We start from the raw sequence: 21,566 nt of genomic DNA on the forward strand, positions 1-21,566 counted from the left end.
CTTTTGTAGGAGCGGCCCATGGCCGCGATGGCTCTTAATGATTTTCATCTCTCAAGGACGAGCGATGCCATCACGTCATGCGGCGCTACGCAGGGGCCGGGTTTCTTTGCCTGGCCAGCTGTATCTCCTCACCACGACCAGCGTGCAGCGCCAACCACTGTTCGCCAATTTCCCCGTGGCGTGCACGGCTGCCCGTACTTTCAACGACCATCGTTTGTTCGGCGACGCTCAGTTGCTGGCCTGGGTGTTGATGCCTGATCACGCGCATTGGCTGATAGCGCTCGGCGAGCGATTCAGTCTGGGCGAGTTGGTTCTTCGTTTGAAGTCGGCGAGTGCGCGCCGCATCAATGCTATCCGAAAGACACAAGGGGCAATCTGGGCGCCGGCCTATCATGACCATGCTCTCAGAGCCGAAGAAGACGTCCAGGCAGTGGCGCGGTACATCGTTGCCAATCCGGTAAGGGCAGGATTGGTGCGGAGGGTGGGCGATTATCCGTTTTGGGATGCGGTGTGGTTGTAGATCGTGCCACAGGACTTATCGCGGCCATGGGCCGCTCCTACAGTCCCCAAGTTTCTGTAGGAGCGGCCCATGGCCGCGATAAGAAGGTGCCGTAGGAGCGGCCGCATCGGCGGACCGCCATGGCCGCGATCAACCGCGCTACCCGCGCAATTCGGCGAAGTGGGCCTGCATGCGGTCGGCGTCGGCGCTGCGGCCGCTGAAGAGTTCGAAGGCCTTGACCGCCTGGAACACGGCCATGGTGCCGCCGTCGAGGGTGCGGCAGCCGAGGGCGCGGGCCTGGCGCAGCAGTTCGGTTTCCAGCGGGAAGTAGATGATCTCGGCGACCCAGAGGCCGGGGTGCAGCAGTTCGGCCGGCAGTGGCATGCCGGGCAGCTTGGCCATACCCACCGGCGAGGTGTTGACCAGGCCATCGGCGGCGGCGACCGCGGCAGCGCGATCAGTGCCGACCGCGGCGCGCCCAGGGCCGAAGTGGCGGGTCAGGTTGTCCACCAGCGCCTGGGCGCGCTCGGCCTCGACGTCGAAGATGAACAGCTGGTCCACTCCCTCGGCGAGCAGGGCGTGGGCCACGGCGCTACCGGCGCCACCGGCACCCAGTTGCACCACCAGGCGCTTGGCCACGTCCGGCAGGCCACGGCGGAAGCCTTCGGCGAAGCCCAGGCAGTCGGTGTTGTGGCCCACGGTGCGACCGTCGGCCAGCACCACGGTGTTCACCGCGCCGATGCCGCGCGCCTCGGGGGAGAGGTCGTCGAGCAGCGGGATGATCGCCTGCTTGCAGGGAAAGGTGATGTTGAGGCCGGTGAAGCCGGTGCGCTGGGCGGCCTGCAGCAGCTCGGGCAGGGCGTCGGCCGTGAGGCCGAGCACGTCCAGGTCGATCAGCCGATAGAGGTATCTGAGGCCCTGGGCGTCGCCTTCGCGTTCGTGCATGGCAGGCGTCAGCGAGGCCTGGATACCGGCGCCGATCAGGCCGGCGAGGACGGATTTGGATGCGGTCATGGACTTAGTTTCCCTGGTGGGCGATGAGGGCGGCGATGGCGGCGCGATAGCCCTGGCTGCCGAGGCCACAGATGACGCCGACGGCGATGCCCGAGACATAGGAATGATGACGGAAGGCTTCGCGGCGATGCACGTTGGACAGGTGCACCTCGTATACCGGCAGCTCGCTGGCCACCAAGGCGTCGCGCAAGGCCACCGAGGTGTGGGTCCAGGCAGCGGGATTGATCACCACCCCGGCATAGGCGCCGCGGGCCGCGTGGATCCAGTCGAGCAATTCGCCTTCGTGGTTGGTCTGGCGGAAATCCACCTCGTAACCCTCGGCGGCGGCGGTCTCGGCGCACAACCGGGCGACGTCGGCCAGGGTCTCGTGGCCGTAGGTGGCGGGTTCGCGGGTGCCGAGCAGATTGAGGTTGGGGCCGTTGAGGACCAGGATGCGGCGGGACATGGCGTTCTCTCTGTTGTTGTCTAGCCGGGCGGACCAGCGCCCGGCGTTGCAGAGAAAATGTACCAGCTGGTTAATTTCGTCAATCCGCCGCCGGGGTGTTGCGCCGGAAGCGTTCGATTATCGACCCTGGTGGCCTAGATCGCCACCAGTCCGCGCACTCCTTCGGCCTCCATGTCGGCGCCGCGACCGCGCTGGACGATCTCGCCGCGAGACATCACCAGGTAGCCATCGGCCAGTTCGCTGGCGAAGTCGTAGAACTGCTCCACCAGCAGGATGGCCATGTCGCCGCGCTTGGCCAGGTGGGCGATGACGGTGCCGATCTCCTTGATCACCGAAGGCTGGATGCCTTCGGTGGGTTCGTCGAGGATCAGCAGCCGCGGGCGGCTGGCCAAGGCGCGGCCGATGGCCAGTTGCTGCTGCTGGCCGCCGGAGAGGTCGCCGCCACGGCGCTGGCGCATCTGCCGGAGCACCGGAAAGAGTTCGTAGATGGACTCCGGCACCTCGCGGGCCTCCCGGGCGGGAAAGCGCGACAGGCCCATGAGTAGATTTTCCTCGACGGTGAGACGCGGAAAGATCTCGCGGCCCTGGGGCACGTAGGCGATGCCGGATTGCACCCGCTGGTGCGGCTTGCGGGCGGTGATGTCCTGGCCTTCCCAGGTGACGCTGCCGCGCTTGGCCGGGATCAGGCCCATGAGGCAGCGCAGCAGGGTGGTCTTGCCGACGCCGTTGCGGCCGAGCAGGCTGGTGACCTCGCCGATGGGGGCCTCGAAGGACAGGCCGCGCAGGATGTGGCTGCCGCCGTAGTACTGATGGAGTTCGTTGACCTGGAGCATGGGCGCCTCGTAAAGATTTTATCGCGGCCATGGGCCGCTCCTACGGCGACATCGGCACCTGTAGGAGCGGCCCATGGCCGCGATTCATATTCAAACCAGGGCGCTAGCGCCCCAGATACACCTCGATCACCTGGTCGTTGGCCTGGACCTGGTCCAGCGAGCCTTCGGCGAGGACGTGACCCTGGTGCAGCACGGTGACGTGGTCGGCGATGCTGCCGACGAAGCCCATGTCGTGCTCCACCACCATCAGCGAGTGCCGGGGCACCAGCGACTTGAACAGCTCGGCGGTGAATTCGGTCTCGGCGTCGGTCATGCCGGCCACGGGTTCGTCGAGCAGCAGCAGTTGCGGCTCCTGCACCAGCAGCATGCCGATCTCAAGAAATTGCTTCTGGCCGTGGGACAGCAGCCCGGCGGTGCGCCCGCGCGACTCCTGCAGGCGGATGGTGCCGAGCACCTCTTCCAGGCGATCGCGCTGTTCGCCGGAGAGCCGCGCGCGCAGGCTGGCCCAGACCGACTTGTCGGTCCGCTGCGCCAGCTCCAGGTTTTCCCAGACGGTCAGGGCCTCGAACACCGTGGGCTTCTGGAATTTGCGGCCGATGCCGGCCTGGGCGATCTGCACCGGTTGCAGGCGGGTCAGGTCCAGTGTCTCGCCGAACCAGGCGCTGCCGCGGTCGGGGCGGGTCTTGCCGGTGATGACGTCCATCATGGTGGTCTTGCCGGCGCCGTTGGGGCCGATGATGCAGCGCAATTCACCAACGCCGATGTAGAGATTGAGGTCGCGCAGGGCCTTGAAGCCGTCGAAGCTGACCTCAATGCCTTCCAGGCTGAGGATGGTGCCGTGGCGAGTGTCCAGGCCCTTGCCGGCGCGATGGCCGAGGCCGCTGGCCTCGGCGCCGATGCCGGGATCGAGCACTTCCGCGGCGGTGGGGGGAACGGGGGCGGCTTTCATGCGTCGCGCTCCTTCTTGATGAGGCCGATCACGCCACGCGGCAGATAGAGGGTGACGACGATGAACAGGGCGCCGAGAAAGAACAGCCAGTATTCGGGAAAGGCCACGGTGAACCAGCTCTTGGCACCGTTGACGATGCCGGCGCCGAGCACCGGGCCGATCAGGCTGCCGCGTCCGCCGAGGGCGACCCAGATGGCCGCTTCGATGGAGTTGGTCGGGGCCATCTCGCTGGGGTTGATAATCCCCACCTGGGGCACATAGAGGGCGCCGGCCAGGCCGCAGAGCACCGCCGAGAGCACCCAGACGAACAGCTTGAAGCCGCGCGGATCGTAGCCGCAGAAGGTCACCCGGTTCTCGGCGTCGCGGATCGCCGTGAGGATGCGACCGAACTTGCTCTGCGCCAGGCGCCAGCCCAGCCAGAGGCTGGCGGTCAGCAGGGCCACGGTGAGCAGGAAGAGCACCGCGCGGGTGCCCTGGGCGGCCACCGGAAAGCCCAGCAGGGTGGTGAAGCCGGTAAAGCCGTTGTTGCCGCCGAAGCCGGTCTCGTTGCGAAAGAACAGCAGCATGCCGGCAAAGGTCAGCGCCTGGGTCATGATCGAGAAGTAGACGCCCTTGATCTTCGAGCGGAAGGCGAAGAAGCCGAACGCCAGGGCCAGCAGGCCGGGGGCCAGCACCGCCAGGCACAGCGCCCAGAGGAAATGGTCGGTGCCGGCCCAGAACCAGGGATAGCTGGTCCAGGAGAGAAAGCTCATGAAGGGGGGCAGACCGTCACCGGCGGCCTGGCGCATCAGGTACATGCCCATGGCGTAGCCGCCCAGGGCGAAGAACAGCCCGTGGCCGAGGGAGAGCATCCCGGCATAGCCCCAGACCAGGTCCAGGGCCAGGGCGACGATGGCGTAGCAGAGGATCTTGCCCACCAGGGTCAGGGTGTAGGCCGACACCTGAAAGGCATTGTCGGCCGGCAGCAGGGACAGCAGCGGCAGGGCGATCAGCACGGCGAGGGCCAGGCCGAGCACGGCCAGGCTCAGGCGCGGGCCGGCCTTCTGCACAGCGGTAAGCGCGAGTGGCTGGTTCAATCGATGACCCTCCCCTTGAGGGCGAACAGGCCCTGGGGCCGCTTCTGGATGAACAGGATGATCAGGCCGAGGATGAGGATCTTGCCCAGCACGGCGCCGATCTGGGGTTCGAGGATCTTGTTGACGATGCCCAGGCCGAAGGCCGCCAGCACGCTGCCGGCCAGTTGGCCGACGCCGCCGAGCACCACCACCAGGAAGGAGTCGATGATGTAGCTCTGACCGAGGTCCGGACCGACGTTGCCGATCTGCGACAGGGCCACGCCACCGAGGCCGGCGATGCCGGAGCCAAGGCCGAAGGCGAGCATGTCGATGCGCCCGGTGGGGACGCCACAGCAGGCGGCCATGTTGCGATTCTGGGTCACGGCGCGCACGTTGAGACCCAGCCGGGTCTTGTTCAGCAGGGCCCAGGTCAGGACCAGCACGAAGACCACGAAGCCGAGGATGATCACCCGGTTCCACGGCAGGAGCAGGTTGGGCAGCACCTGGATGCCGCCGGACAGCCAGGCGGGGTTGGCCACCTCGACGTTCTGGGCGCCGAACAGCACCCGCACCGCCTGGATCAGCATCAGACTGATGCCCCAGGTGGCCAGCAGGGTTTCCAGCGGTCGGCCATAGAGGTGGCGGATCACGGTGCGCTCCAGCGCCATGCCGATGGCGGCGGTGACGGCGAAGGCCACCGGCAGCGCCAGCAGCGGGTACCAGGCCAGCCATTCGGGCGCCAAGCGCTGCAGGGTCAGCTGTACCACATAGGTGCTGTAGGCACCGAGCATCAGCATCTCGCCGTGGGCCATGTTGATGACGCCGAGCAGACCATAGGTGATGGCCAGGCCCAGGGCGGCCAGCAGCAGGATGGAGCCCAGCGACAACCCGGTGAAGGCCTGGCCGAGCAGATCGCCCAGCAGCAGCTTGCGCTCGACCTGGGCAAGACCGGTGGCGGCGGCTTTGCGGACGTCTTCGTTGGCTTCCACGGCCGGATCGAGCAGGGCCTGCAGGCGGGTCTTGGCCTGGGGCTCGCCGGATTCGCCGAGCAGCCGCACCGCGGCCAGGCGCACGGTGGGATCGGGATCGGTCAGCTGCAGATTGGCCAGGGCGGCGGCAAGGGCGCCTTTCACGTCCTTGTTCGCTTCGCTCTGCAGGCGCTTTTCCAGGAAGGGTCGCTGCTCGGGCTTGGCCTCCTGGCGCAGGGCCTGGGCGGCGGCCAGGCGCACGCCGGCATCCGTGGACAGCAACCCGCCGCTGGCCTGGGCGGCGCCGATGAGGATGCGCAGGCGGTTGTTCAGGCGCACCGGCTTGGGCGTGCCGGTGGGGGCGGTGGCGTCACCTTCGGCGGCGCTGTAGCTGTCGCCGGTCTTGTAGAAGGGGCGCTTGTCTTCGTCGACATAGAAGCGACCGTCCTGCAGCGCCTGGAGGACCGGGAGTTGGGCGGTGTCGGGTTCGGCGGCCCATGCTTGCAGGAGTTTGGCCTGGTCGTTGGCGCTGGCGGCGGCCAGCTCGGCGGCGGGACCGGCCTGGACGGTGCCCACGAGCAGCAACAGCAGGGGCAGAAGAAAAAGGCGTAGGGACATACTCGGCCTCGTCGATGGGTAAAGGCTCCTGCACGACGTCTCCCGGGGGAGGGCGGGCGTGGCCTCGTTTCTGGTGCCGGGCGCCTGGCGGTCTGACCGGGTGCGCTGGCGAGCCCTCACCCCGGCCCTCTCCCAGGGGGAGAGGGGGAGGAGCGGAGCGGTGGTGGTGTGGGTGTTTCCTGTTGGCTGCGGAACGCCTTTTGCCCTCACCCCAACCCTCTCCCTGAGGGAGGGGGGTAAGAGCTGCAGGCTGGGCGGCGTTTTGCGCCCCTCTCCCTCCGGGAGAGGGGCCCGGGGGGAGGGCTGGCCGTTACTTGCCGCTCTTCACCGGTTCGTCGGACTTCTTGTCGTTGCCGGGGATGTAGGGGCTCCAGGGCTGAGCGCGGACCGGGCCCTCGGTCTGCCAGACGACGTTGAACTGACCGTCGTCCTGGACCTCGCCGATCATCACCGGCTTGTGCAGGTGGTGGTTCTTCTCGTCCATCTTCACGGTATAGCCGTCCGGTGCGGCGAAGGTCTGGCCGGCCATGGCCTTGCGGACCTTGTCGACGTCGGTGCTGCCGGCCTTTTCCACCGCCTGGGCCCACATGTGGATGCCGATATAGGTGGCTTCCATGGGGTCGTTGGTCACGGCGGTCTGGTAGTTAGGCAGGTTCTTGGCCTTGGCGTAGGCCTTCCAGGCCTCGACGAACTTCTTGTTCACCGGGTTATCCAGCGACTCGAAGTAGTTCCAGGCGGCCAGCTGGCCCACCAGTGGCTTGGTGTCGATGCCGCGCAGTTCTTCCTCGCCCACCGAGAAGGCCACCACCGGCACGTCGGTGGCCTTCAGGCCCTGGTTGCCCAGTTCCTTGTAGAAGGGCACGTTGGAGTCGCCGTTGATGGTGGAGACCACCGCGGTCTTGCCGCCGGCGGCGAACTTCTTGATGTTAGCGACGATGGTCTGGTAATCGCTGTGGCCGAAGGGGGTGTAGACCTCCTCGATGTCCTTGTCCTGCACGCCCTTGCTGTGCAGGAAGGATCTGAGGATCTTGTTGGTGGTGCGCGGATAGACGTAGTCGGTGCCCAGCAGGAAGAAGCGCTTGGCCGCGCCGCCTTCTTCGCTCATCAGGTATTCCACCGCCGGGATGGCCTGCTGGTTTGGCGCCGCGCCGGTGTAGAAGACGTTGGGCGACATCTCTTCGCCTTCGTACTGCACCGGGTAGAACAGCAGACCGTTGAGTTCTTCATAGACCGGCAGGACCGATTTGCGCGAGACCGAGGTCCAGCAGCCGAAGGTGACCGCGACCTTGTCCTGGGTCACCAGCTGGCGCGCCTTCTCGGCGAACAGTGGCCAGTTGGAGGCCGGATCCACCACCACGGGCTCCAGCTTCTTGCCCAGCACGCCGCCCTTGGCGTTGATCTCGTCGATGGTCATCAGCGCCATGTCCTTGAGCGAGGTCTCGGAGATGGCCATGGTGCCGGACAGCGAATGCAGGATGCCGACCTTGATGGTGTCCGCGGCGTGGGCGGCGCTCCAGGGGAACAGGCCGCTCATGAGCAGGGCGGAGGCGGCGAGGGTGGTCTTCAGTAGAGGGCGGCGCTTCATGCGAAAGGCTCCTAAGCGAACGTGCGCTGTTGTTGGGCTGGGCTGCTGGCCCGCCAGGGCGCTTTTCAGGAACTGTGCCAGGCCTCGGCAAGGCGCATGGCGACTGGCCTCTTGCCTCCAAACCGGGCTCTTGCGGCCAGTTGCCTTGCACCAGCCTGGGGCTTGCCAGTGCCCGCCGACGGCGCCTTTGCACGATGCTGGTGCCCTCTTTCGCCGTTGCCTTTTGCGCAACATGAAAGTCCGAATGCCGTATTGGTGGTGATGCCTGGGCCTCCCATACTCGATCGCAAGGGGCCGGCCACCGGGTCGGTCACCACCCATTCGAAGAAGAGGAACAAGGCATGGGCAGGCAGGTCGGGGTCATCGGACTCGGCAACATGGGCGGCAATATGGCGATCACCCTGGCGCGCAAGGGCGTTGCCGTCACCGGACTGGATCCTTCCAGCGCCGCCTGCGAGCGGGTCGCTGCCCAGGGCGTGGCCATCGCCGGCGATCTGGTGGCTCTGGCCGCCAGCAGCGACGTCATCGTGCTGTCGCTGCCCAAGGCCGAGCACGTCGAGGCCGTGTGCCTGGGCGAGGCGGGCCTGGTCAGCCGCGTGCGGCCGGGCACCGTGGTGGTCGACACCACCACCTCCACCCCCGAGACCAGCCGCCGGGTAGCGGCGGCCTTCGCCGGGGTCGGCGCCGATTTCCTCGATGCCCCGGTCTCCGGCGGCCCCGCCGGTGCCGCGGCCGGCACCATGACCATGGTCATCGGCGGCAGCGAAGCGGCCCTGGCCAAGGCGTTGCCGGCGCTGGAAGCCATGAGCGCGACCCGGGTGCACATCGGCGCGGTGGGCGCCGGCAACATCGCCAAGATCGCTAACAACTTGCTGGCCGCGGCGCACCTGATCACCACCGCCGAGGCGGTGACCATGGCCGCGCGCGCCGGCGTCGCCCCGGAGAAGTTGCTCGAAGGCATCAATGCCGGTTCCGGGCGCAGCGCCGCCAGCCAGGGCATGTTCCCTACCTGGGTGCTGAACAAGGCCTATGACTCCGGCTTCACCATGGGCCTGATGCGCAAGGACGTGGGCCTGGCCCAGCAGCTCATCGCCGAGCTCGGCCTCGACCTGCCGCTGGCCGCGGCCACGGCCCAGGCCTGGAAGGCCAGCGCCGAGACCCTGGCCGATGGCGAGGATTTCTGCGCGATTACGCGACGCACCAGCGAAGACCTGTTCGGCAAGGGGGAATGATCATGATGAATGCCAAGACGCTGGAATTGCTCAAGCCTTTCTGGGGCGACCGCCAGCAGGTCGCAAGCTTCGTGGACGGCGAATTCGTCGACGGCAGCGGCGAGCGGATCACCGTACGCAACGCCCATGACGACAGCCCGGCCTACAGTTACCCCGATGGCGATCTGGCCGTGGTCGAGCGCGCCGATGCCGCTGCCCGCCGGGCACGCGAGGAGTGGCGCGCCCTGACCGCCCAGGCGCGCGGTCGCATCATCTACAAGGTCGGCGCCCTGATCCGCGAGGAGGCCGAGGCCTTGGCGCAGCTGGAATCGCTGACCGCCAACAAGCCGATCCGTGATGCCCGCGTCGAGGTGCTCAAGGTCGCCGAGATGTTCGAGTACTACGCCGGCTGGGCCGACAAGCTGCATGGCGAAGTCATCCCGGTGCCCACCAGCCACCTCAACTACGTGACCTACGAACCCCTGGGCACGGTGCTGCAGATCACCCCCTGGAATGCACCGATCTTTACCGGCGGCTGGCAGATCGCCCCGGCCATCACCGCCGGCAACGCGGTGATCCTCAAGCCTTCCGAGCTGACTCCGGTGACCTCGCTGCTGCTGGGGGTGCTGGTGGAACGCGCCGGTGCGCCCAAGGGCCTGGTCAACGTGCTCGCCGGCCAGGGCCATACCGTCGGCCAGCAGGTGATCGCCCACGCCGACATCCGCAAGGTGGTCTTTGTCGGCTCGCCGGCCACCGGCCGGCACATCGCCGCCGCCGCGGCCCAGCGCTGCATCCCGGTGGTGCTGGAGCTGGGTGGCAAGTCGGCCAACATCGTCTTCGAAGACGCCGACCTGGACCTCGCCGTACGCGGCGCCCAGGCGGCGATCTTTTCCGGCGCCGGTCAGAGTTGCGTCTCGGGTTCGCGGCTGCTGGTGCAGGAGTCCATCTACGAGCGCTTCATCCAGGCGGTGGCTCGCGCCGCCAGCCAGTTCAAGGTGGGAGATCCGAGCGATCCCGAGACCCAGATCGGTCCGATCCACAACGCCAAGCAATTCGCCCATGTACGCAACATGGTGGAAGGTGCCCTGGGTGAAGGCGCGCGGCATGTTGCCAATGGCGTCGAGCCGTTGCCGGCCGGGACGGGCTACTACGTCAATCCCACGGTACTGGCCGGTCACAATGGACTGAGTTGCGCCCAGGAAGAAGTCTTCGGGCCGGTGGTGGTGGCTATCCCGTTCAAGGAGGAGGCCGATGCCATCCGCATCGCCAACGACAGCCGCTTCGGCCTGGCTGGGGCGGTCTGGACCCGCGATGTCGGTCGCGCCCACCGGGTGGCCCATGGCGTGCGCGCCGGTACCTTCTGGGTCAACGGCTACAAGACCATCCACGTCAGCTCGCCCTTCGGCGGCTACGGCGAGAGCGGCTACGGTCGCTCCTCGGGCCTCGATGCCCTGCGCGAATACAGCGAAGTGAAGAGCGTCTGGGTGGAAACCGCCGCGGTGCCCGCTGCCGGCTTCGGCTATGGCGCCAGCCTGGAGTAACAGATGACCATCCATCAAGCCTTGTTGGACGACGCCCGCAGCTGGCGTCGCGATTTCCACGCCCACCCCGAGCTGGGTTTCGCCGAGCACCGCACCGCGGCGCGGGTGGCCGAATTGCTGGAAGGCTTCGGCCTGGAGGTCCATCGCGGCCTCGGCGGCACCGGCGTGGTCGGGGTGTTGCGCCACGGCGAGGGCCCAAGCCTGGGGTTGCGTGCCGACATGGACGCCCTGCCGATGCAGGAGGTGGGGGACGTCCCCCACCGCTCCACCGCCGCCGGGCGCATGCACGCCTGCGGGCATGACGGCCATACCGCCATCCTGCTGGCCACGGCGCGCCATCTGAGTGAGCACCGCGACTTCCGCGGCACCCTCTATTTCGTCTTCCAGCCCGCCGAGGAAAATCTCGGCGGCGCGCAAAAGATGATCGAAGACGGTCTGTTCGAGCGCTTCCCCATGGACGCCATCTACGGCCTGCACAACTGGCCGGGGCTGCCGGTCGGCCAGGTGGTGGTCAATCCGGGCGCCATGATGGCCTCGCTGGACACCTTCGCCGTCACCCTCACCGGCAAGGGCTGCCACGCGGCCATGCCCGAGCGCGGGCGTGATCCCATCGTCGCCGCGGCGGACCTGATCCTGCAGCTGCAGACCATCGTCGCCCGGCGGATCTCGCCGCTGGCTGCCGCGGTGGTCAGCGTGACCATGCTGGAGGCGGGGGAGGCGATCAACGTCATCCCCGAGGTGGCGCGGCTCAGGGGCACGGTGCGCTGCCTGGATGGCGCGGTGCGCGCCGAGGTGGAGCGGCTGATCGGCGAGATCGTCGCCCAGGCGCCGCTGGCCCAGGGCGTGCGGGGCGAGCTGGAATTCACCCGTGGCTATCCGGTGACCCAGAACCATCCAGCCCAGGCGGCGCGGGTACGTCAGGCGGCGGTGACCGCCTTTGGCGCCGAGCGGGTCAGCGACGGCGTGCCACCGTCCATGGCCTCCGAGGATTTCGCCTTCATGCTGGCGGCGCGTCCGGGGGCCTATCTCTGGCTGGGTGTCGATGGCGAGCGACCCTCGGCACCGCTGCACAATCCGGCCTACGACTTCAACGACGCCATCATCGAACCGGCCGTGCGGCTGTGGGCGGAGCTGGTGCGCCAGGAACTGCCCGCCTGAGTTAGTCTTCAGCGTTTGGTCAAAGCCTAAAGCCTTGCGAGCTAGAGCCAAACAAGGCGAAGAGGCCTGAGGAAGCGGAGTTTACAAGTGGTAAATGAGCATTCCGAAGGCATCTTCAACGCAGTTTGGCCGACGCGCAGCTGGCTTTGAGCCGACGCTCAGCGAAAGGCGGTCATCCGCTGCACCATGGCTGTGCGCAACTCGTCCGCGGCGCGACTGAGCTTGCGCCCCAGGCGGGTCACCAGCTCGACGTGGGCGCGGGCGAAGCCTGGATCGGCCAGGGGCAGGGCGCATAAGGCGCCGCTATCCAGCTCCTGGGTGGCGGCGAACAGCGGCAGCAGGGTCACGCCGCCCTGCTGGGCATAGTGCTTGAGCAGGGCGAAGGTGGTGCAGATCAGGGTTGGCGCCAGGCGCTGGCCGGCGGCCTGCTCCACGGCGTCGAGCATCTGGCGGATGCCGTAGGAGATATCCGGCAGCGCCAGGCGGTGCTGGCCCAGCTCAGCCAGGGTCACGGGGCCCTGGGTCGTGGCCAGCGGATGCTCGGGCGCCACCATGGCATACAGCGGCTGCTCGCGGCTGCCATGTACGCGCAGGTGCGGATCGCGCGGCGGATTGAACACCAGCCCCAGTTGCGCCTCGTCTTCCATCACCTGGCGAATCACCTCGTTGGTGCCCACCACATTGACCCTGACCTCGATCTCCGGATGCCGCGCGGAAAAGTCGCCCAGGCTACGCGACAGGTCGCCGATGAAGCCTTCGCCGATGGCCAGCACCACGCGGCCGGTGCGCAGGCCCTGGAGATCGGCGATGGCGTCTCTCAGCCCGTCGAGCTGGGTCTGGCGCTGGCGGAAGTAATCCAGCACCAGGCGCCCGGCCTCGGTCGGGGTGATGCCGCGGCGGTGCCGCTCGATCAGATCGACGCCCAGTTCCGCCTCGACCTGGGCGATCTGCCGGCTGACCGCGGAAGGGGCGATATCCAGGGCGTCAGCTGCGGCGCGCACGCTCCCCAGGCGCACCGCTTCGACGAAATAATGCAAGCGCTGTTCGTGAATTCCACGCATCCGTGTGTTCTCTTAAAGGCAACGGAAAAGGCCATTTCCAGTATTGGAGAGAGAACAGGCCGCTGTCCATACTCGGGCCAAGACCACGGCCGCCCCGGCCTGGGCGAAGCCCGCGGCGCAAGGCCTCGGAAGGCGGAAAGGGCCGCGCAGGATGGCGTTCCTGCAGGCGTTCCACCCTTCGGAAAACGCGCATGCAACTTTGCCCAGGCACCTAGAACGACCGGGTCCTGCTCCCAAGTGGAGCCCTTTTCTGCCCAGCGGGCCTCGCCGCTCGCGACTGCCAACCAGACCAACAACCGAGCCCGCGAGCGGGCCGCAGGGGGAAGAATGAGCGCCAATCCGACGCTGGCCGTGGGCCAGGACCGAGCCGTCAGCAATACCGTCAGACTCTACATCTGGGCAGCGCTGGTGTTGCTGATCGCCGAGCTGATCGGCTCCCTCACCATACCGCTGGGGCCGGGCAAGGTGGTGCTGCTGCCGATGATCTGGGCGCTCTTGCTGGGTGCGGCGGTGGGGCAGGTCGGCAAGCGCATGCCGCTGGGTCTGGGTATCGATCGCGGCGCCCAGGTGCGCTCGGCGGCCATTCTGCAATACGCCTTGCTGGTGTTCATCGCCAAGCTCGGCCTGGTGGTGGGCGGCTCGCTGCCCACGGTGATCGCCGCTGGCTGGGCACTGGCCTTCCAGGAGCTGGGGCATTTCGTCGGCACCATCCTGCTCGGCCTGCCGGTGGCCCTGCTGCTGGGCATCAAGCGCGAGGCCATCGGCGCCACCTTCTCGGTGGGGCGCGAACCGAGTCTGGCGATCATCAGCGAACGCTATGGCATGGACTCCCCGGAAGGTCGCGGCGTGCTCGCCGAGTACCTGACCGGCACCCTGTTCGGCGCGGTGTTCATGGCCATCGTCGCCGGCTTCATCGCCAGCCTGAACATCTTCCACCCCTATTCCCTGGCCATGGGCGCCGGCCTGGGCTCGGGCAGCATCATGGCCGCCGCGGCCGGTGCCATCGCCGCCCAGCAGACCGCCGAGGTGGCCAAGGAGGTCATGGCCCTGGCCGCCGCTGCCAACCTCATCACCCTGACCCTGGGCACCTACTTCACCCTGTTCATCTCCCTGCCGCTGGCGGTCTGGGGCTACCGGGTGATGGAGCCGCGCATCGGCCGTACCACCAAGGCCTCTTTCCAGCAGAGTTCGGTGGATGCCGCCGTGGTGGACGAACCCGTGGAACTGGGCTGGTCGGCACGCTTCAGCGCCTGGCTGGCCTCGGGTGCCCTGGCGCTGCTGGCGACCCTGGTGATGAGCAAGACCCTGCCACCGGCTGCTTTCCTGGGAGTCGCGGTGATGATCCTGGCGGCCTTCGTCGGCGAACTGCTCTGCCAGCTGTTCCGCCGCAAGGTGCCGGCGGTGTGCTGGGTATCGCTGGTGGCCATGTTCCTGACCTCGCCCTGGTGCCCGCTGGCGCCGCAGATCACCGCCGCCCACAACGCGGTCGGCATCATGGCGCTGATCACCCCCATGCTGGCCTTCGCCGGCCTGTCCATCGCCAAGGACATCCCGGCCTTCCGTCGCCTCGGCTGGCGCATCGTGGTGGTTTCGCTGGTCGCCAGCTTCGGCACCTTCATCGGTGCGGCCTTCATCGCCGAAGTGTTTCACTGATCCTCGCGCGCACCGGGTCCCCGGTGCGCCGCTTCCCGCTACGGTACCGCCCCCTGGTCTGATTCTCCTGTCCCTGCATTTTCGTGTCGCAGCTCCCAGCCTTGAGCCCTGGCGGCAAGGTGTCGTCCCTGGACGATCACCGGCGCTTGAGCTGCGCCCCGAGTTGCAGTATCTATGATGGAAAATTAACAAAAACCGTTAATTTAATAACATCAAGAAAAACGGAGGGGCGCTGGGCATGGGCAAAATCGCGGTCATCGGCAGCAACATGGTCGATCTCATCACCTATATCGAGCGACTGCCCGTGCAGGGCGAGACGCTGGAAGCGCCGGACTTCGCCCTCGGCTGTGGCGGCAAGGGCGCCAACCAGGCGGTCGCAGCGGCCAAGCTGGGCAGCGAGGTGCTGATGGTGACCAAGGTCGGCGACGACCTCTTCGCCGACAACACCCTGGCCAACTTCCGCCGCTTCGGTATCGACACCCGTCACGTGACTCGCGCGCCGGGTCGCTCCAGCGGGGTGGCGCCGATCTTCGTCCAGCCCGACTCGCACAACAGCATCCTCATCGTGAAGGGCGCCAACGCCGCCCTCGGCCCGGCCGACATCCAGGCCGCGGAAGCCGATCTGCGCGACTGCGCGCTGATCGTGCTGCAACTGGAGATCGCCCTGGAGACGGTCTATGCCGCCATCGACTGCGGCCAGCGCCTGGGTATCCCCGTGCTGCTCAATCCGGCCCCTGCGGTGGCCGACCTGAGCGCCGCGCACCTCGCCCGGCTGGATTACTTCGTCCCCAACGAGACCGAACTGGCCCTGGTCAGCGGTCTGCCCGTGCTGGATCGCGAGAGCGCCTTCGCCGCCGCGCGGGTGCTGGCCGGTCGCGGCATCCGCCACGTGGTGGTCACCCTGGGCGCCCAGGGCGCGCTGTACGTGGGCGAGGAGGGCGAATTCAGCCTCCCCGGCCAGCCGGTGGCGGCCATCGACACCACCGGCGCCGGCGATGCCTTCATCGGCTGCTTCGCCCATGGCCGCGTCCAGGGCCTCGGCCTGCGGGACGCCATGCAGCGCGCCGTAGCCTATTCGGCACTGTCGGTCACCGGGCGCGGCACCCAGACCTCCTATCCCGAGGCTGCGGTCTTCGAAGACTACCTCGCGTCTCTGGATCTCTGACGCAAGGTCGGCAATCCCTTCACCCTGGCACCCCTACGGAGAACAACAATGAGCCAGTCACCCCTGCGGCCCAGCGCCGACGGCTATTACCTGAACCGCACGCCGTGGTTCGCCTTCATCCTGCTGTGCTGCATCTTCGCGCTCTGGGCCGCCGCGGCGAGCATGAACGACGTGCTCATCGCCCACTTCAAGAAGGCCTTCCTGCTCAGTGATTTCCAGACCGCCTTCGTGCAGTCGGCCTTCTATCTCGGCTATTTCTTCCTGGCCCTCCCGGCTGCGCTGATGGTGCGGCGCTTCAGCTACAAGACGACCATCCTCTTCGGCCTGTTCCTCTACATGGTCGGCTGCCTGCTGTTCTTTCCGGCCGCCTCCATGGCCAAGTACGGCATGTTCCTGCTGGCGCTGTTCGTGATCGCCGCGGGACTGTCCTTCCTGGAGACCGCCTGCAACACCTACTCGACCCTGCTGGGGCCGCGCGAGACCGGTACCCGCCGGTTGAACATCTCCCAGACCTTTCACCCCTTTGGCGCCATGACCGGTGTCTACGTGGGCAGCTTCGTGATGTTCAAGGACGGCGACGCCAGCCAGGCGCAGCTGCTGCAGATGAATCCCGCCGAGGCCGCCGCCCAGCAGCTGCAGATGATCCAGGCCACCCTGACGCCCTACCAGTGGATGATCGGCGTGCTGGTGCTGATCTTCGTGCTGATCGCCTGTACCCGCTATCCGGCCTGCAAGGGCAACGATGCCGTGCGCAGCGAGCGCGACGGCATGGCCGCCAGCCTGGGTCGGCTGAGACGCAATCCGCGCTTCGTCTTTGGCGTGGTGGCGCAGTTCCTCTATGTGGGCGCCCAGGTCGGCGTCTGGAGCTTCACCATCCGCCTGGCCATGCAGCTTGGTGGCATGAACGAGCGCAGCGCCTCCTGGTTCCTGCTCACCACCTTCGCCGCCTATTTCGTCGGCAAGCTGATCGCCAACCTGCTGATGCGCCGCTGGCATCCGGCCAAGGTGCTGGGCGTCTACGGCGTGCTGTGCATCGCCCTGCTGGCCTACACCATCCTGGTGCCCAACATCACCGCGGTGTACGCCGCCGTGGGCGTGAGCATCTTCCTCGGCCCCTGCTGGCCGACCATCTATGGCCTGACCGTCGACGGCATCGGCCGCGACACCGAATTCGGCGGTTCGCTGCTGGTGATGAGCATCGTCGGTGGCGGGGTAATCCCGATCTTCCAGGGGCTGCTGTCGGACTACACCGGCGGCAACATGCAGCTGGCTTATTCGGTGCCCCTGCTGTGCTTCACGGTGATCGTCGCCTACGCCCTCTACTGCCTGCGTCATCCGGCCAGCGAGCGGCTGCCGGTGGGCGCTGCCCAGACCGCCTGAGGAGGGCGCCGCCATGTCCGTACGCCTGCCCCTGCAGCCTGAGCAATTCACCGCGTGCGAGCGCACCCTGCTCGCTAGCGACGCCTTCCAGGTGCGCGCCTGGACCTATCCTTCCGGGGTCCGCGCCCTGGCCCTGGAGAATCGCCGCGGCCGGCTGATCGTGCTGCCCTATCAGGGGCAGATGGTCTGGGATGCCAGCTTCGACGGCTGCCGCCTGACCATGCCCGGATTGTTCGACCAGCCGCGGCCGACCCGGCGGATCATCGAGACCTATGGCTGCTTCATGTTCCACGCCGGGGTGCTGCGCAACGGCTGCCCGGCGCCAGAGGACAGCCACGAGCTGCACGGCGAACTGCCCTGCGCGCCGCTGGACGAGGCCTGGCTGGAGCTGGGCCGGGACGCGGAGGGTGACTTCCTGCGCCTGGGCGGTCGCCATGACTACGCCATGGGCTTTGGCGATCGCTATCGTGCCCAGCCCAGCGTGACCCTGAGGCCGGACAGCGCCGTATTCGAACTGGGCCTCGAGGTGGAAAACCAGGCCGGCCAGCCCATGGACCTCATGTACATGGCGCACATGAACTACGCCTACGTACCTGGCGGGCGCTTCCATGAGCCTCTCGGCGTGGCGCGCACCCGGGTGCGCACCAGCGTGCCGGCCCATGTGCGGCCGACCGCCGACTGGCAGGCCTTCATCGCCGAGCTGGCCGAAGATTCGGAGCGGCTGCGGTTGCTGGATGCGCCCGCGCGCTACCAGCCGGAAATCGTCAGCTTCATCGATGCGCCGGGCACCGACGCGGCAGGGGAGGCGCACTTCCTGCTGGAGCATCCGGGCGGCGCTGCTTTCTACACGGCCTATCGCCCAGAGAGCTTGCCCCATGCCACGCGCTGGGTGCTGCACAACCCCGACCAGCAGGTGGCGGCCTTCGTGCTGCCGGCGACCTGTGAGCCGGAGGGCTATCTGGCCGAGACCACCAAGGGCCAGGTGCAGCAGCTGCAATCGGGTGAACGGCGCGCCTTCAGCGTGCGCACCGGCTATCTCGCCGCCGCCGAGCGCGAGGCGCTGTTGGCGCGCCTGGCCGACCCGGCGCGGATCAGGTAAGCAGTTGCGCGCCGTTCGCCTCGATCCGCTCGCGATAGCTGCGCGGAATGCGCCCGTCGCTGACCACCAAGTCGAAGTCGTCGAGCGCCGCGAAATGCGCGGCGCGCACCACGTCGAACTTGGTATGGTCGACCAGCAGCAGCCGCTGCTGGGCCTGGCGCAGGACCTTCTGCTTGACCTCGACCTCGTTGAAGTTGAAGCAGGTGACGCCGAAGTCCTCGCTCACCCCGGCCGCCGAGACGAAGGCGTGGGTGAGGCGCACGCCGTCGAGCACCCCGGTCTCCAGGCGACTCTCGAAGATCTGGTTCTTGCGCTGGAAGGTGCCACCGCACACCACCAGGGTGCAGTTGACCTTCTGCTGCAGCTTGAGCAGCACATTGAGCGAATGGCAGACGGCAGTGAATTCCAGGTCATCGGGAATGAAGTCCACCACGAAGGGCGTGGTGGTCCCGCAATCGAGGAAGACGGTGTCGCCGGCGCGGATCTGCGCCGCGGCCAGCCGACCGATGCGGCGCTTTTCCTCGACCTGGCGCAGGTCCTGTTCCACCACCTGGTAGCCGGGCGCCTCGCTGCCGCCGACATCGCGGGTGACGTGACCGCCGAGCAGCCGCAGGCCGTCCGGTGGGAGCCGCAGGTCGCGTCTCAGGGTCATTTCCGAGACACCCAGCAGCTGGGCCATTTCGCGCAGGTGAATGGCGTGCTGATCCTGCAGCGCCTGGTGCATCAGCTTGAGCCGAGCGGCTTTCTTGCTATCCATGAGGGGTGCGCTACGGGAGTCCGACTAGAGGTGCAGGCCGCACCAACCAAGAATTCTGATCCGATCATACGCTACCCGTGCCTGAGGAGGCCCCATGCAGCTTGAACCCGGCGAACTCGCCAAGACCATCGACCACACCCTGCTCGCCGCCGATGCCCGCCGCGCCCAGATCGAGCGCCTGTGCCAGGAGGCGCGTACCCATGGCTTCTACTCGGTGTGCGTGAATTCCGCCCAGGTCCCCCACGCCGCGGCGCAACTGGCCGGCAGCGCGGTCAAGGTCTGCGCGGTGGTGGGCTTTCCGCTCGGCGCCGGGCTGAGCGCGGCCAAGGCCTTCGAAGCCGAGCAGGCCATCGCCGCCGGGGCGGGGGAGATCGACATGGTGCTCAACATCGGCTGGCTCAAGGATGGCCTGCTGGACGAGGTCTCCGCCGACATCGCCGCGGTCCAGGCCGCCTGCGGTGCGGTACCGCTCAAGGTGATCCTGGAGACCGGTCTGCTCGACGAAACTCAGAAGCGCCAGGCCTGCCGCATCTGTCGCGACCTCGGGGTCGCCTTCGTCAAGACCTCGACCGGCTTCGGCCACGGCGGCGCGACCCTGGAGGATATCCGCCTGATGCGCCAGGAGGTGGGCCCGGACATGGGCGTGAAGGCCTCCGGCGGCGTCCGCGACCGGGCCACCGCCCAGGCCATGCTGGGCGCCGGCGCGACCCGCCTGGGGACCAGTTCGGGCGTGGCCATCGTCAGCGGCGGCGAGGGTGGCGCGGGGTATTGAGGCAGGTACGACGTAGGTTGGGTTGAGCGCAGCGAAGCCCAACAGTGCCGCCTTGTGTTGGGCTTCGGCGGAGGAGCCGCCTCAGCCCAACCTACGGGTGCTACCCCGGTCCTTGCCGATACAGCTTGGAATCCTGGAAATCCCCCGGTGCCAGCACCTCGCCGACCAGGATCAGCGCCGTGCGACGGAAATCCTTGTCTCGCGTCCGTTCGACGATGTCGGCCAGGGTGCCCTGGACGCTGTCCTGGTCCGGCCAGCTGGCGCGGTGGACGATGGCCACCGGGCAGCCGGGACCGTAGTGCGGCAGGAGGTCGGCGACGATGCGTTCCAGCTGGCCCACGCCCAGGTGAATGGCCAGGGTCGCCCGGTGGCGGGCGAGATCGGCCAGCGCCTCGCCCTCGGGCATGGCCGTGCGGCTGGCGTAGCGGGTGAGGATCACCGTCTGGCTGACGCCGGGCAGGGTCAGTTCGCAGCCCAGCAGGGCGGCGCAGGCGGCGGTGGCGGTCACGCCGGGAACGATCTTGTATGGAATGCCCAGCGCCTGCAGACGGCGGATCTGCTCGCCGATGGCGCCGTACAGCGAGGGATCGCCGGAATGCACCCGGGCCACGTCCTGGCCGCGGGCATGGGCGGCGGCCAGGTGGCCGACGATGGCCTCCAGGTCTAGGTGGGCGGTGTCGATCACCGTCTCGGCCTGGTGGCCTTCCAGCACCGCGGGCGGCACCAGGGAGCCGGCATAGAGGATCACCGGGCACTGGCGGATCAGCCGCTGACCCTTGACGGTGATGAGGTCGGGATCGCCGGGGCCGGCGCCGATGAAATGAACGGTCATGGAATTTCCTTGGCCAGGGCCGTGAGCAGCTCGGTGACACTGGCGAATTCGCGATCGACGCTAGGCAGGGCTGGGCGACGCAGGATCAGTACCGGCAGGCCCCGCTCGCGGGCGACCTGCAGCTTGGGCTGGGTGGCGGCGCTGCCACTGTTCTTGCTGATCAGCACATCGAAGTCGCCCTGGGCGAACAGCGCGCGCTCGGCCTCCAGGGCGAAGGGGCCACGGTCGGCGATGATCCGCGCCCTGGCGTGGCCGGGGTGGGCGTCGAGCAGGCGCAGGGTCCAGAACTGCCCGCCGGGAATCTCCTGGAGATGCTCCAGCGGCTCGCGACCCAGGGTGAAGAAGGGGCGGGCGAAGGGTGCCAGGGCGTTTTGCAACTCAGCCCAGTCGGATACTTCGCGCCAGTCATCCTGCGGACCGGCCTGCCATCCGGGGCGCCGCAGGGCCCAGCAGGGGACACCCGTCCGGGCTGCGGCCTGGGCGGCGTTGTGGCTGATCTGTGCGGCGTAGGGGTGGGTGGCGTCCAGCAGCAGCTCGATGCCTTCACTGTGGAGAAAGGCGGCCAGTCCCGTGGCGCCGCCGTAGCCGCCGACCCGCACCTGGCAGGGCAGGTCCCGAGGCACCCGGCCGAGACCGGCGAGGCTGTAGATGGCCTCCGCCGGCAGTGTGCGGGCGATGGCCAGGGCTTCGGTGGTACCGCCGAGCAGGATGATCTTCATGGGCGGTTTTCCGTAAGAGCGGCGGAGGCTTCGTCAGGCATGGCGCGCCCTTACCCCTGGCCCCTCTCCCCGAGGGAGAGGGGAGGGAGAGCGGTGCTTGGCGTCGAGTCGGGGAGCAGGGCGGCTAGTCTCTCTGTTGAGCAGAGCAGCGGGCGGCAGCCCGGACGCCAGACTTCCAAGCCACCACCCAACCACCCCCTCTCCCCCATGGGGAGAGGGCTGGGGTGAGGGGGCAAGGCGCCGCTCACAGTC

General features: G+C 67.7%; 20 protein-coding genes. 9 read left to right on the forward strand and 11 right to left on the reverse strand.

What is annotated here, in order from left to right; genetic code table 11:
* Positions 1–64: 64 nt before the first annotated feature.
* On the forward strand, positions 65–520 hold the full coding sequence (locus LRS53_RS10000) for an REP-associated tyrosine transposase (RefSeq protein WP_231355761.1): 456 nt from the start codon (positions 65–67) through the stop codon (positions 518–520).
* Between the two features lie 138 nt (positions 521–658).
* Here the strand turns inward: LRS53_RS10000 and LRS53_RS10005 are convergent, their stop codons facing one another.
* The 7 genes from LRS53_RS10005 to urtA all read right to left on the reverse strand — a co-directional run bounded on the left by LRS53_RS10005 (position 659) and on the right by urtA (position 7,966).
* Positions 659–1,513, reverse strand: coding sequence for a shikimate dehydrogenase (locus LRS53_RS10005; RefSeq protein WP_068383228.1), 855 nt, complete (start codon positions 1,511–1,513; stop codon positions 659–661).
* Between the two features lie 4 nt (positions 1,514–1,517).
* Entirely contained in the window at positions 1,518–1,958 is a 441-nt protein-coding gene (gene aroQ, locus LRS53_RS10010; protein WP_231355762.1) for a type II 3-dehydroquinate dehydratase, read from the reverse strand.
* A gap of 134 nt (positions 1,959–2,092) precedes the next feature.
* Complete coding sequence (urtE, locus tag LRS53_RS10015) at positions 2,093–2,791, reverse strand: urea ABC transporter ATP-binding subunit UrtE (RefSeq protein ID WP_064307638.1); 699 nt, start codon at positions 2,789–2,791, stop codon at positions 2,093–2,095.
* Positions 2,792–2,894: 103 nt separating this feature from the next.
* The gene (gene urtD / locus LRS53_RS10020; protein ID WP_231355763.1) at positions 2,895–3,740 is read right to left on the reverse strand and encodes an urea ABC transporter ATP-binding protein UrtD; all 846 of its coding nucleotides are present in this window, start codon (positions 3,738–3,740) and stop codon (positions 2,895–2,897) included.
* A complete protein-coding gene (gene urtC, locus LRS53_RS10025; RefSeq protein WP_059316373.1) occupies positions 3,737–4,816 on the reverse strand; it encodes an urea ABC transporter permease subunit UrtC in 1,080 nt (359 codons plus the stop codon). The genes urtD and urtC overlap by 4 nt, the downstream gene beginning before the upstream one ends.
* Positions 4,813–6,381, reverse strand: a complete 1,569-nt coding sequence (gene urtB, locus LRS53_RS10030) for an urea ABC transporter permease subunit UrtB (RefSeq protein ID WP_231355764.1) — start codon at positions 6,379–6,381, stop codon at positions 4,813–4,815. The genes urtC and urtB overlap by 4 nt, the downstream gene beginning before the upstream one ends.
* A gap of 310 nt (positions 6,382–6,691) precedes the next feature.
* Positions 6,692–7,966 carry an urea ABC transporter substrate-binding protein gene (urtA, locus tag LRS53_RS10035; protein WP_231355765.1) on the reverse strand — a complete coding sequence of 425 codons (1,275 nt, stop codon included), beginning with the start codon at positions 7,964–7,966 and terminating at the stop codon, positions 6,692–6,694.
* Positions 7,967–8,307: 341 nt separating this feature from the next.
* Here urtA and LRS53_RS10040 point away from each other — a divergent pair, with 341 nt between their 5' ends.
* Genes LRS53_RS10040 through LRS53_RS10050 form a run of 3 tightly spaced genes read left to right on the forward strand, consistent with a single transcriptional unit; the run spans position 8,308 to position 11,876 of the window.
* Complete coding sequence (locus tag LRS53_RS10040; RefSeq protein ID WP_231355766.1) at positions 8,308–9,198, forward strand: NAD(P)-dependent oxidoreductase; 891 nt, start codon at positions 8,308–8,310, stop codon at positions 9,196–9,198.
* 2 nt (positions 9,199–9,200) lie between these two features.
* A complete protein-coding gene (locus LRS53_RS10045; RefSeq protein WP_231355767.1) occupies positions 9,201–10,718 on the forward strand; it encodes an aldehyde dehydrogenase family protein in 1,518 nt (505 codons plus the stop codon).
* 3 nt (positions 10,719–10,721) lie between these two features.
* Positions 10,722–11,876: a M20 aminoacylase family protein gene (locus LRS53_RS10050; RefSeq protein ID WP_231355768.1), complete on the forward strand. Its 1,155-nt coding sequence runs from the start codon at positions 10,722–10,724 to the stop codon at positions 11,874–11,876.
* A gap of 158 nt (positions 11,877–12,034) precedes the next feature.
* Here LRS53_RS10050 and LRS53_RS10055 read toward each other — a convergent pair whose 3' ends face one another.
* Positions 12,035–12,937, reverse strand: coding sequence for a LysR family transcriptional regulator (locus LRS53_RS10055; RefSeq protein WP_231355769.1), 903 nt, complete (start codon positions 12,935–12,937; stop codon positions 12,035–12,037).
* Between the two features lie 327 nt (positions 12,938–13,264).
* Here LRS53_RS10055 and LRS53_RS10060 point away from each other — a divergent pair, with 327 nt between their 5' ends.
* From LRS53_RS10060 to LRS53_RS10075, 4 genes are all read left to right on the forward strand, one after another.
* The gene (locus LRS53_RS10060; RefSeq protein WP_173147198.1) at positions 13,265–14,590 is read left to right on the forward strand and encodes a DUF3100 domain-containing protein; all 1,326 of its coding nucleotides are present in this window, start codon (positions 13,265–13,267) and stop codon (positions 14,588–14,590) included.
* A gap of 238 nt (positions 14,591–14,828) precedes the next feature.
* Positions 14,829–15,755: a ribokinase gene (rbsK, locus tag LRS53_RS10065; RefSeq protein WP_231355770.1), complete on the forward strand. Its 927-nt coding sequence runs from the start codon at positions 14,829–14,831 to the stop codon at positions 15,753–15,755.
* Positions 15,756–15,803: 48 nt separating this feature from the next.
* Positions 15,804–17,135: an L-fucose:H+ symporter permease gene (gene fucP, locus LRS53_RS10070; protein WP_231355771.1), complete on the forward strand. Its 1,332-nt coding sequence runs from the start codon at positions 15,804–15,806 to the stop codon at positions 17,133–17,135.
* A gap of 13 nt (positions 17,136–17,148) precedes the next feature.
* Positions 17,149–18,234 carry an aldose 1-epimerase family protein gene (locus LRS53_RS10075; protein WP_231355772.1) on the forward strand — a complete coding sequence of 362 codons (1,086 nt, stop codon included), beginning with the start codon at positions 17,149–17,151 and terminating at the stop codon, positions 18,232–18,234.
* Here LRS53_RS10075 and deoR read toward each other — a convergent pair.
* Positions 18,227–18,991: a DNA-binding transcriptional repressor DeoR gene (gene deoR / locus LRS53_RS10080; RefSeq protein ID WP_017642939.1), complete on the reverse strand. Its 765-nt coding sequence runs from the start codon at positions 18,989–18,991 to the stop codon at positions 18,227–18,229. The genes LRS53_RS10075 and deoR overlap by 8 nt on opposite strands.
* 94 nt (positions 18,992–19,085) lie before the next feature.
* Here deoR and deoC point away from each other — a divergent pair, with 94 nt between their 5' ends.
* Positions 19,086–19,763, forward strand: a complete 678-nt coding sequence (gene deoC, locus LRS53_RS10085; RefSeq protein ID WP_231355773.1) for a deoxyribose-phosphate aldolase — start codon at positions 19,086–19,088, stop codon at positions 19,761–19,763.
* Between the two features lie 100 nt (positions 19,764–19,863).
* Here deoC and cobM read toward each other — a convergent pair whose 3' ends face one another.
* Complete coding sequence (cobM, locus tag LRS53_RS10090) at positions 19,864–20,595, reverse strand: precorrin-4 C(11)-methyltransferase (RefSeq protein WP_231355774.1); 732 nt, start codon at positions 20,593–20,595, stop codon at positions 19,864–19,866.
* The gene (locus LRS53_RS10095) at positions 20,592–21,314 is read right to left on the reverse strand and encodes a cobalt-precorrin-6A reductase (protein ID WP_231355775.1); all 723 of its coding nucleotides are present in this window, start codon (positions 21,312–21,314) and stop codon (positions 20,592–20,594) included. Before LRS53_RS10095 ends, cobM begins: the two co-directional genes overlap by 4 nt.
* Between the last annotated feature and the right edge of the window lie 252 nt (positions 21,315–21,566).

It is taken from the genome of Pseudomonas sp. PLB05 (genome assembly GCF_021106615.1).
Taxonomy (GTDB): domain Bacteria; phylum Pseudomonadota; class Gammaproteobacteria; order Pseudomonadales; family Pseudomonadaceae; genus Chryseomonas; species Chryseomonas benzopyrenica.

What these genes read in the sequence shown, in the direction of transcription:
- LRS53_RS10000 (WP_231355761.1), top strand. Translation starts at nt 65, where the DNA reads ATGCCATCACGTCATGCGGCGCTACGCAGGGGCCGGGTTTCTTTGCCT.
- LRS53_RS10005 (WP_068383228.1), bottom strand. Translation starts at nt 1,513, where the DNA reads ATGACCGCATCCAAATCCGTCCTCGCCGGCCTGATCGGCGCCGGTATC.
- aroQ (WP_231355762.1), bottom strand. Translation starts at nt 1,958, where the DNA reads ATGTCCCGCCGCATCCTGGTCCTCAACGGCCCCAACCTCAATCTGCTC.
- urtE (WP_064307638.1), bottom strand. Translation starts at nt 2,791, where the DNA reads ATGCTCCAGGTCAACGAACTCCATCAGTACTACGGCGGCAGCCACATC.
- urtD (WP_231355763.1), bottom strand. Translation starts at nt 3,740, where the DNA reads ATGAAAGCCGCCCCCGTTCCCCCCACCGCCGCGGAAGTGCTCGATCCC.
- urtB (WP_231355764.1), bottom strand. Translation starts at nt 6,381, where the DNA reads ATGTCCCTACGCCTTTTTCTTCTGCCCCTGCTGTTGCTGCTCGTGGGC.
- urtA (WP_231355765.1), bottom strand. Translation starts at nt 7,966, where the DNA reads ATGAAGCGCCGCCCTCTACTGAAGACCACCCTCGCCGCCTCCGCCCTG.
- LRS53_RS10040 (WP_231355766.1), top strand. Translation starts at nt 8,308, where the DNA reads ATGGGCAGGCAGGTCGGGGTCATCGGACTCGGCAACATGGGCGGCAAT.
- LRS53_RS10045 (WP_231355767.1), top strand. Translation starts at nt 9,201, where the DNA reads ATGATGAATGCCAAGACGCTGGAATTGCTCAAGCCTTTCTGGGGCGAC.
- LRS53_RS10050 (WP_231355768.1), top strand. Translation starts at nt 10,722, where the DNA reads ATGACCATCCATCAAGCCTTGTTGGACGACGCCCGCAGCTGGCGTCGC.
- LRS53_RS10055 (WP_231355769.1), bottom strand. Translation starts at nt 12,937, where the DNA reads ATGCGTGGAATTCACGAACAGCGCTTGCATTATTTCGTCGAAGCGGTG.
- LRS53_RS10060 (WP_173147198.1), top strand. Translation starts at nt 13,265, where the DNA reads ATGAGCGCCAATCCGACGCTGGCCGTGGGCCAGGACCGAGCCGTCAGC.
- rbsK (WP_231355770.1), top strand. Translation starts at nt 14,829, where the DNA reads ATGGGCAAAATCGCGGTCATCGGCAGCAACATGGTCGATCTCATCACC.
- fucP (WP_231355771.1), top strand. Translation starts at nt 15,804, where the DNA reads ATGAGCCAGTCACCCCTGCGGCCCAGCGCCGACGGCTATTACCTGAAC.
- LRS53_RS10075 (WP_231355772.1), top strand. Translation starts at nt 17,149, where the DNA reads ATGTCCGTACGCCTGCCCCTGCAGCCTGAGCAATTCACCGCGTGCGAG.
- deoR (WP_017642939.1), bottom strand. Translation starts at nt 18,991, where the DNA reads ATGGATAGCAAGAAAGCCGCTCGGCTCAAGCTGATGCACCAGGCGCTG.
- deoC (WP_231355773.1), top strand. Translation starts at nt 19,086, where the DNA reads ATGCAGCTTGAACCCGGCGAACTCGCCAAGACCATCGACCACACCCTG.
- cobM (WP_231355774.1), bottom strand. Translation starts at nt 20,595, where the DNA reads ATGACCGTTCATTTCATCGGCGCCGGCCCCGGCGATCCCGACCTCATC.
- LRS53_RS10095 (WP_231355775.1), bottom strand. Translation starts at nt 21,314, where the DNA reads ATGAAGATCATCCTGCTCGGCGGTACCACCGAAGCCCTGGCCATCGCC.